Genomic DNA, 9,913 nt, shown 5'->3' with positions numbered 1-9,913 from the left:
CACCGAAGCGGAGCTGGAAGGTTCAGACACCGGTTTATCCCCGCACTCACGGGGAACACATCGTAAGCCTGCTGCATGGCTTCAAAGGCGTCGGTTTATCCCCGCACTCACGGGGAACACTTTCAGTCAGACGAATAACGCACAGATGCGGGCGGTTTATCCCCGCACTCACGGGGAACACGCTATGGTCAAATACCCCGACAAACGGTGTCAGCGGTTTATCCCCGCACTCACGGGGAACACGCTGGTCGGACTGGCGGGGGGCGGCCTGCTGTCGGTTTATCCCCGCACTCACGGGGAACACCTCAAGACTATGTTAAACGCATCATGGGGATGCGGTTTATCCCCGCACTCACGGGGAACACTTCTTCCCGGACGGGGCGATCCTGATCACGACCGGTTTATCCCCGCACTCACGGGGAACACTTTTGTTAGGGTTCCGCCCTATCGGAGAACTGCGGTTTATCCCCGCACTCACGGGGAACACACACTTAAGCCGTCACCATCGGTTAACTCAGGCGGTTTATCCCCGCACTCACGGGGAACACCACGTTACACTCCGCCCGCATCACCACTTCATCGGTTTATCCCCGCACTCACGGGGAACACTCAGTCGCTCATGTCTGCATCCGAAATTTTCACGGTTTATCCCCGCACTCACGGGGAACACGTCCCGGGCATCGCCGCGCGGATCTGCTCAGGCGGTTTATCCCCGCACTCACGGGGAACACTGTGTCGTTGGGGGTGAAGACCGGTTCGGCGTCGGTTTATCCCCGCACTCACGGGGAACACTTGCTGAGCAGATCCAAATCCCGCGACAAGTCCGGTTTATCCCCGCACTCACGGGGAACACGGCAACATTCAGACAATCATCAAACGCCTTACCCGGTTTATCCCCGCACTCACGGGGAACACTCTGACAGATCATAAGGGGAGTTTATGTCTCGCGGTTTATCCCCGCACTCACGGGGAACACTGAAAGATAATTTCCATATTGGTATCAATATCCGGTTTATCCCCGCACTCACGGGGAACACATACCCTGTGCATCCGTTGCCTGTGTTTCGACCGGTTTATCCCCGCACTCACGGGGAACACCCCGGCACATCGGTTTGTCGGCCGTTCAGAACCGGTTTATCCCCGCACTCACGGGGAACACAAGTAGAGAGGAATTTATCCGATTACTAGATGCGGTTTATCCCCGCACTCACGGGGAACACGCAAACGAACCCGCCATGCCCATTGCCGAGGCCGGTTTATCCCCGCACTCACGGGGAACACTGAAAGTTAATGCTGTAGTCACGATGCTTATCCGGTTTATCCCCGCACTCACGGGGAACACACGTTAAAAGTCTGGTTAAAATGGCAACACAAGCCGGTTTATCCCCGCACTCACGGGGAACACACCGCCGTCAGGGTCCACGGTGGTCTGCATCGCGGTTTATCCCCGCACTCACGGGGAACACATGCAGCGGTACGCGGAAAATACGACAGATTTCGGTTTATCCCCGCACTCACGGGGAACACGAATGACTCACCTCGCCACGCCCATTGCAGGTCGGTTTATCCCCGCACTCACGGGGAACACAGGGCTTGCATGACTCCCAGCTAGCCAGAGCGCGGTTTATCCCCGCACTCACGGGGAACACACCAATTTTATCCCACTGTTTTACAATCCCTTTTTAGGGCGAAAAAATTCTACCATCTTTTCCGCCTATAAATCAGGCAAATTTTTTTCTCGAATTAGCCTTTGTAACGCAGGTCACATTTGATCCATATCGACCAGACCAACAAAATGTTGCAGGAATAAAAGGAGAGCGCAGCAAAGGCACAGAGTTAGTGACAGACGCGTGTGACTCATCACAATTTCAGACCTTGCTGATCAATAAGATGCGAGTATATTGGCATTTTTCACTCAAAAGCGTGTTGTAATGAGGTATAAATGTGTTAAAACCGCAGGTTATTCATTTGTGCCTATCAATAACTGATCGTATTACATTAAAAATGAAGAAAAAACGCCCAGCTTTACAAGATGTTGCAGACCTCGTTGGGGTCACCAAAATGACGGTCAGCCGTTTTTTACGTCATCCCGATCAGGTTTCTGAGGCATTGGGAAAACGAATAGCGGAAGCGGTGGATCAACTGAGTTACATTCCCAATCGCGTGCCAGATATTCTTTCCAATTCCACCAGTCGCACAATCGGTGTTTTGCTCCCTTCATTGACCAATCAGGTGTTTGCCGAAGTGATTCGTGGCATCGAGCATGTGACGGATCGCAACGGCTATCAGACCATGCTTGCCCACTATGGTTATTCAGCCCAGAAAGAAGAAGAGCGTTTGCTCTCCCTGCTTTCTTACAATATTGATGGACTGATTTTGGCGGAGCGCACGCACACACCTAAGACGTTGAAAGTATTGCAGACCGTCGGCATTCCCGTTGTTGAATTGATGGACAGTGTGTCGCCTTGCCTGGATATTGCTGTTGGGATCGATAATTTTGACGCGGCGCGTCAGATGACGCTGGCGATGATCGAACGTGGCTGCAAGAATATCATTTATCTTGGTGCACGGCAGGATGAACGGACGTTGATCCGTTTGCAAGGGTTTGAAATGGCAATGCACAGTGCCGGACTGCAAGCGAGAAAAATGATGACGCCCGTTAGTTCCTCCTATTCATTGGGAGCACAGCTTTTGCAAGAGTCCTGCCAGAAATATCCCGAAGTTGATGGCCTGTTTTGTACGAATGACGATATTGCCATCGGGGCGATTTTTGAGTGCCAGCGCCAAGGAATTAAAGTACCGGAAGAAATCGCGGTAGCCGGCTTTCATGGCCATGATATCGGTCAGGTCATGACGCCCAAACTTGCCAGTGTGCTGACGCCTCGTGATCTCATCGGCCGCAAGGCTGCGGAATCCCTGCTTGCCCGTTTGAAAGGAGAAAAACTGGAGCAAACGCTGATCGATGTTGGATTTACTCTTTCATTGGGCGAGAGTGTTTAACAAATGAAAAAATGTTTAGCAGATAAAAGTGTTTAATTTTTGTAGCTCAACATGATGATTTCCCATCTTCAATTGCGATAAGCCTCACATTTTCCTTTTCTGGCGATCCTGATTGATTGCCCACCATCCTGTACTGCTGTTAATGTTACCGATAATAAGTTACCGGTAACATTTTGTAGGTATTATTTCATGGCAAAAATTTTGCAGATAAGTCAAATGGATATCTAAGCAGAAAGATCCGTATAAAGGAGTTTGATATGAGTGATATCCAACAACCAAACCATGTTTTTGTATTGATGGGAGTATCCGGCAGCGGTAAATCCGCGGTTGCCAATGGTGTTGCCCGTGAATTGGGGGCGGCGTTTCTGGATGGGGATTTCCTGCATCCCCGTGCCAACATTAACAAAATGGCACAGGGCCACGCCTTAAATGATGATGACCGTCAGCCGTGGCTGAAGGCACTCAATGACGCCATTTTTGCCATGCAGCGTACCAATCACACCTCTCTGCTCGTGTGCTCTGCTTTGAAAAAAAGTTATCGGGATAGGTTGCGTGAGGGCAATAACCACCTGTCATTTCTCTATATGAAAGGCGATTTTGACTTAATTGAAAGCCGCCTGAAAGCGCGCAAAGGGCACTTCTTCAAACCGCAAATGCTGATCTCGCAATTTGAGACACTGGAAGAACCGGCCAATGACGAAACCGATGTCCATCACATTGATATCCAACCTGCTCTTGATGACGTCATCAAAAATGCAATTAACGTTATTGAACATATTCAATCCATTGATCGTATTAGCGAGGAGCATTCATGAGTACTGTCACTCTGGTTCTGACCGCCGTCGGCTCGGTTCTCCTGTTATTGTTTCTGGTGATGAAAGCCAGAATGCACGCTTTTATTGCCCTGATGCTGGTTTCCGTGGGCGCGGGGGTTTTTTCTGGAATGCCATTGGAGAAAATCACGCAAACCATACAGGACGGTATGGCAGGGACGTTGGGCTTCCTTGCGGTTGTTGTGGCTCTTGGTGCGATGTTTGGCAAGATCCTGCATGAAACCGGGGCGTTAGACCAGATTGCCGTGAAACTGTTGGGTTGTTTTGGTGAAAAGCGGGCGAACTACGCATTAGGGATTGCCGGTCTTATCTGTGCACTGCCACTGTTTTTTGACGTGGCTGTGGTGTTGTTGATTGGCGTGGTATTTGCGGTTGCGCGCCGCACCCGTGGTAATGTGGTGAAACTGGCGATCCCACTGTTTGCCGGTGTTGCCGCCGCGGCTGCATTTTTGGTTCCGGGACCGACTCCGATGATGCTGGCTTCTCAGATGGGGGCTGACTTTGGCTGGATGATCCTGATTGGCTTGAGTGCGGCTGTGCCTGGCATGTTATTGGCTGGCCCGATGTACGGCAATCTTATCAGTAAATATGTGACGCTGGATTTGCCCAAGGATCTGGGTACCCCCTGTATTGGCAAAAATCAGATGCCCTCTTTGGGTTTGAGCTTGGCGTTAGTCCTGTTCCCATTGGTGTTGGTGGGTCTGAAAACCATTGGTGCGCGTTTTGTTGATCAACAATCCACGCTATACCCGTGGCTGGAATTTATCGGCCATCCTTTTACTGCGATTTTAATTGCGTGTCTGGTGGCGATTTACGGTTTGGCGATCCGTCGTGGCATGAGCAAAGAAAAAGTCATGGATATTTGTTCCGAAGCGATTCAACCGGCGGGGATTATTTTGCTGGTCACGGGAGCAGGTGGCGTCTTTAAACAAGTGCTGGTGGATTCAGGGGTTGGGCCGGCATTGGGGAATGCGTTGGTCGGGGCTGGTCTGCCCATTGCGCTGGCCTGTTTTATTCTGTCGGGGGCGGTGCGGGTGATTCAGGGTTCGGCAACGGTTGCGTGTTTGACCACGGTCGGGTTGGTTCTGCCGGTGATTAGCGAACTGGGCTATTCCGGTGCGCAAATGGCCGCGTTGTCAGTGTGTATTGCCGGCGGTTCTTTGGTACTTAGCCATGTGAATGATTCTGGTTTCTGGCTGTTCGGTAAATTTACCGGTGCAACAGAGGCACAGACCCTGAAAACCTGGACGATCATGGAAACCATCCTTGGCACAACCGGCGCGATTGTTGGCATGATCTATTTCGCCATGTTGTGAAGCCTTTTTAAGATATTTCTAACAACGCCTTACTGCTTGATTAAGGCGTTTTTTTTCATCAATTTTTCTATTTCTCAATATATTTTCAACATAAGGTTGTTGTTTCTATCATTAAGCTATCAGTCAGTTGGAACAGGAAAACGTGGTGGTGTGAGAATCATTTATTACTACAAATTATCTGATTCACAAATCAGATTATTGCTAATCTATAAAAAAGGGATCAAAGATAATTTAACGGAAAAAGAGAAAAAAATATTACGTAGTCTCAATGAGAGGTGGTAGATGGATGCAAAATTGTTTGAGCGTCTGACTGAAAGCATGACGCAAATGAATGAAATTATTGATGGTATTCGCGAACCCTCTCGCGAAACGCACGTAATTGCTGTACAGGTAAAGCACATTCGTCAATTGACGGGATTGTCCCAGACTGGATTTGCAAAATTGATTTCAGTGAATGTTGATACATTGAGGAATTGGGAACAAGGACGCCGTCAGCCTACGGGACCAGCAAAAGCGCTTTTACGTGCCATTGAACGTGATCCAGAGCATGTCTTGTTAGCGCTTCAGGTATAAGCTAACCGACTATATTTAAAATATAAAAGAAGCATGTGGCATTCCCGACATGCTTCTTTTTTTGATTATCATTAAATTCATAGACTAAGCGATAGCCAGAAGCGCGTAATTTCAGACTATAAGTCATCGAGATTAACGCTCACAAATTCAGGGGCTTTCATGCGTTCATCTACAATGCGATTTAATTCGACATCTTCTGTAAGTTCATTGTGGTCTAAGATGGCAACGGCACCGTTTTCGCCATCCGCAACCGTTCCTATTGGATTGCGTTTCAAATCGGTGGTACTGGCCGCGATTGTTGTCAGAATTTGATAAGACATATCGATCCCTTGTTGGAATTTCATTCACTATAGTGCATTAACAACGCCATAAGCTGCTGATAAAGCGCTTCGGCACTGTGTTCATAACCGGCAGCAGAGAGGTGAACATAGTCAGGACGTGCGAGGTCTTGCTGTTCCCATCCCCGGACTGAACATGGCCCACCCATATATTCGCGCCAGTTCCAGAACAGGGTGCGCTGTTTTTTGGCAACGGTTTGTTGAACCTGAATCACGTTATCGAGCAGGGCAGGTTGCTGTTCTTCGCAGCTCGTCGCAGTCTTATTTTTCAGCGAATCATTCGGCCCAATCAGCAGGATAACTGCTTGCGGTATTGCCTTGCGGATCGCTTGTACTTTGGCGGTCAGATCGTTTTGATAAGCGGCTAAATCCAGCGAATCGTTAAAGGCTTCATTAGTGCCATAGGCGAGGATCACCATATCCGGTTTCATCTGAGCCAGCGTTTCAATCCATTGTGGTTGCCACTTATCCAGCATATTGATGGTGGCACCATTAATTCCCAATGCGGATAACATCACCCCCGGATTTTGCCGCCTTACCAGCCAACCGCCGATTTTCAACTGCGTATCTTGCGGATAAAGATGGATGGGGAAACGGACACTCTGCTCTGGGGAGAAATGCCATTCACTTTGTGTTGACGGTAAGTCTATGGTGGCAAATGAGGTTTTGATTTGCGCTAGTTCGTGGGATTGATAGAGCGCACTCAGCCAATACTTGTCACGGGCAGAGGAAGAATTAAGTTGTAACGAACTGTTGGCTTTTTCCGGGATAGCAATAAATCCCCCCAACGGATAATCCGCCCGATTATCTTTGCGGCTGCTGGAAAGCCACCAGCCGGTTTTATCCCCGGCAAATTGCACTAAGGCATTACGCTGGCCGGGAATGCTCATGGGGGAAATAAAACCGGGGCCGGCATCGCCATAATGGTTCTGCAATAAACTGCGCAACTTACCGGTAAAGAAATCGGCCGCTGTGTGCGAATCACCCAACTGGACAACATGGAGCTGGCGGATATCGCTGTGACGCAGTTTATCCGCCAATAGCGCGAAATTGGGATCACCAAAATTGGTCAATTGTTGTTGGCGGTGCATTTGGGCGGTTTGGCGTTCCGATAGTGGCTTGGATTTTTCCCCTTTGCACGATAACAGGCTGGCTAAAAGCGCAATCGCCAGACCTGCACCCACTATTCGATAAAATCCACGGAACAGGCTAAATGGTTGCATCTTCTTTAACTGGCTCCTGAATAAATGTGATCAATGAAAATAGATAATCCGCAATGGCTTGCTGTCCTTTCAAACTGAAATGAATACCGTCTCCGCTGCGGAGTTTAAGGGTACTGCTGCCATCGCCAATATAATCTGAATAATTATCTGACTGATATTTGAACATATTATTAACCGCAACATAGATCTCTCCTTTTTTTTCAACCTCTGTCTGATACAGTTTATTGAGGTAAGCCATACTGCTGGAGAGTTTTTTCTGGCGCATATTCGGCGGCCCAACCCAAATAACATCGACCTGACGTTGGCGCGCGTCATTTAAGATAGTTTCAATTCTTTGGCGATAAAGATTCTCCCAATTTTCACTGGCGAATTTCAAATAAGGGCCTCCGTGTCCAGAAGGCATATCCCACGGATCATTCGGGCCTAAAAATATGATGATCAACTTAATATCAGGGTGGGTTCTCAATGCGTCGTTGATGGTTTTTGGCCAATCGAAGAAACCCGGATAAGACAATCCGGTACTCTGCTTACTTAAATTAATACTGGAAATGCCATACTCCTGAAATAGCCGGCGTTTTAAATGTGGGGCAACGCCTTGCATCATCGAATCACCGGCAAATAACACCTTATCTTTTATATCCAGATTGACGTGGGTTTTCTGAATAATTTCAACCACCGGATTTTGTACTGATTTATTTGGCAATAAAGCAGACTGAGTGAGCTTAATATCGTTATTCAGTAACTCAGGAAAGGTAAAAGAGAGATTTTCTATCGGATACACATATCCTTCCAGAAAGCGCAGACCAACCTGAAAATCAGCGGGAAACAGTGCCCGACTATTATCGATATTAATGGGAGATGATGGGTTATCCTGATATTTGCCCTTTGCATATGCCATAAAAGTCTTACTGGCCGCAATCGCACCTTGTTGTACATTATTCCCCAAATCCCACAATGGTTTTCCCTTGAGAGATGTCCAAGGGCTATTGCGGTGATATTTCTGCTGCCAGAAGTTATCCAGCGAACGCTGATTCAGCCAGATGAGCAGTAAACTGGTCAAAGCCACGATACCAATCACTTGTCCAGTTTTTTTAAGATTAAATATAAATTCAGAAGTTAGCATAGATAAATCCCGGCATTCCTGAAGGTGACAAAATAAAGACCAAAGTAAGGATCAGGGCTAAAGGAATGGGATAATAAACCCAGAAAATCAGGCCATGATTTTTTTCAATTTGGTTTCTGAGATCCACCAACCAGGGATAGATAATAAAGAACCCCCAGAAAACGATTAATAGAGAAGCGCTGGATAACAGGGATGCGAATATTTCGCCAGAGAACAGTTGATTTAATACTGCCAGAGCATCATTCAATGTCGGGCTACGGAAAAAGACCCAGGCAAAGCAGACAAAATGAAAGGTCGCCACGCGGGATAAAAATAAGGTAATGGGATGCTTGGCTTGTGACTTATTGTGGTTCTTCGCCGCAGGAAACAGGGCATTTTTAATATTTTGCAAAATTAACCCCAATCCATGAATAGCACCCCAAATAATAAAACTCAACCCGGAGCCGTGCCATAGGCCAGAAATGACCATAGCGATGAACAGATTCAGATTCTTGCGGAATGTGCCTTTTTGGTTACCACCCAAGGGAATATAGACATAATCACGGATAAATGTTGACAGGCTGATATGCCAGCGTCGCCAAAAGACCTGTAAATTTTCAGCCAGATAGGGCGCATCGAAATTGCGTGGTACGTTGAAGCCTAATAGCAGGGCGATGCCTGTCACCAGGTCGGTATAGCCGGAAAAGTTAAAGTAGATATTCCAGGCATAAGCATAAATTGCCACCAGAATTTGCCCGGCATGATGGCTAGTTGGATCTTCAAAGACGGGATTCACCCAATATTCAGAGAGCGTAGCACTGAGCAAAAAGAGTTTTGTGATGGCGAGTGCAATCAATAACAGCGCTTTCAATGGCGCCAATATCATTCTGGATGATGCCTGAATCTGTGGCAGCAAATCTTTGGCTCGATTAATCGGGCCGGCGACGATGCTGGGAAAAAAGCAAAGATACAAAATGACATCAGGCAGTGGTGCGGCGGGTTTCTCTTTCTTGCACACCGAGACGACATAACTGACAGAATGGAATGCATAGAATGACAGTCCCAGCGGCATGAGCAATTCCAGTACCGGCAGCTCTACGTTAATTCCCACATTGGCGAATGTTTGCTGAATGGCTTCTTGGAAAAAAGAATAATATTTGAAAGCCGTGAAACAGCCGAGGAGCCCGAATATCAGTAGCGTAAATATGACCTTGTTGGATAAATAATGGCTGAGAATATTCGCCAAAAAGTAAATAAACAGGGTATAGGCGAATAAAATGTAGGCGAACTTTGCGGCAAAAGAGAATACAAATAAATAACTCACTAAAATTAACACGCCATTCTGTAGCCTGGGCGCTTTTTGTAAAAGCCAATAGACAACCAGCAGAATAACAAACGATCCAAGAAACTCAAAAGAGAAGAAATTCATATTAGGCTCTGGCTAACCATTTATCGTTGGGAGAAAGAATGTAATTCCGAGGTGCATTATAGTATGGAATTTGTCTGTGTTTACAGTGGATAATCGAGA

8 protein-coding genes, 1 pseudogene and 1 CRISPR repeat array are annotated in these 9,913 nt (G+C 47.4%); of the genes and pseudogenes, 5 read left to right on the top strand and 4 right to left on the bottom strand.

The window, feature by feature from the left end; translation table 11 throughout:
- Nucleotides 1–30 precede the first annotated feature (30 nt).
- A CRISPR array of direct repeats spans nucleotides 31–1,649; the repeat unit is 29 nt; unit sequence CGGTTTATCCCCGCACTCACGGGGAACAC.
- A gap of 355 nt (nucleotides 1,650–2,004) precedes the next feature.
- From gntR to PSI15_RS16225, 5 genes and pseudogenes are all read left to right on the top strand, one after another.
- The gene (gene gntR, locus PSI15_RS16245) at nucleotides 2,005–3,000 is read left to right on the top strand and encodes a gluconate operon transcriptional repressor GntR (RefSeq protein ID WP_273584438.1); all 996 of its coding nucleotides are present in this window, start codon (nucleotides 2,005–2,007) and stop codon (nucleotides 2,998–3,000) included.
- A gap of 257 nt (nucleotides 3,001–3,257) precedes the next feature.
- On the top strand, nucleotides 3,258–3,815 hold the full coding sequence (gene gntK, locus PSI15_RS16240) for a gluconokinase (RefSeq protein WP_273584437.1): 558 nt from the start codon (nucleotides 3,258–3,260) through the stop codon (nucleotides 3,813–3,815).
- Entirely contained in the window at nucleotides 3,812–5,149 is a 1,338-nt protein-coding gene (gene gntU / locus PSI15_RS16235) for a gluconate transporter (RefSeq protein ID WP_273584436.1), read from the top strand. Before gntK ends, gntU begins: the two co-directional genes overlap by 4 nt.
- Before the next feature lie 123 nt (nucleotides 5,150–5,272).
- Nucleotides 5,273–5,431, top strand: a pseudogene (locus PSI15_RS16230) (type II toxin-antitoxin system RelE/ParE family toxin); the annotation flags it as partial.
- Complete coding sequence (locus PSI15_RS16225) at nucleotides 5,432–5,722, top strand: helix-turn-helix domain-containing protein (protein ID WP_045968497.1); 291 nt, start codon at nucleotides 5,432–5,434, stop codon at nucleotides 5,720–5,722. It begins immediately after the preceding pseudogene.
- A gap of 116 nt (nucleotides 5,723–5,838) precedes the next feature.
- Here the strand turns inward: PSI15_RS16225 and PSI15_RS16220 are convergent, their stop codons facing one another.
- The 4 genes from PSI15_RS16220 to PSI15_RS16205 are packed head-to-tail and all read right to left on the bottom strand — an operon-like array spanning nucleotide 5,839 to nucleotide 9,814.
- The gene (locus PSI15_RS16220; protein ID WP_273584435.1) at nucleotides 5,839–6,042 is read right to left on the bottom strand and encodes a plasmid stabilization protein; all 204 of its coding nucleotides are present in this window, start codon (nucleotides 6,040–6,042) and stop codon (nucleotides 5,839–5,841) included.
- A gap of 20 nt (nucleotides 6,043–6,062) precedes the next feature.
- Complete coding sequence (locus tag PSI15_RS16215; RefSeq protein ID WP_273584434.1) at nucleotides 6,063–7,283, bottom strand: SGNH/GDSL hydrolase family protein; 1,221 nt, start codon at nucleotides 7,281–7,283, stop codon at nucleotides 6,063–6,065.
- Nucleotides 7,270–8,406, bottom strand: a complete 1,137-nt coding sequence (locus PSI15_RS16210; RefSeq protein ID WP_273584433.1) for an SGNH/GDSL hydrolase family protein — start codon at nucleotides 8,404–8,406, stop codon at nucleotides 7,270–7,272. Before PSI15_RS16210 ends, PSI15_RS16215 begins: the two co-directional genes overlap by 14 nt.
- On the bottom strand, nucleotides 8,393–9,814 hold the full coding sequence (locus PSI15_RS16205; protein WP_273584432.1) for an MBOAT family O-acyltransferase: 1,422 nt from the start codon (nucleotides 9,812–9,814) through the stop codon (nucleotides 8,393–8,395). Before PSI15_RS16205 ends, PSI15_RS16210 begins: the two co-directional genes overlap by 14 nt.
- Nucleotides 9,815–9,913 lie beyond the last annotated feature (99 nt).

The organism is Xenorhabdus sp. PR6a (assembly GCF_028599065.1).
GTDB classification, from domain to species: Bacteria; Pseudomonadota; Gammaproteobacteria; order Enterobacterales; family Enterobacteriaceae; genus Xenorhabdus; species Xenorhabdus doucetiae.
Note: the sequence above shows the minus strand (reverse complement) of the source record. Positions and strands in the feature narration are given on the sequence as shown.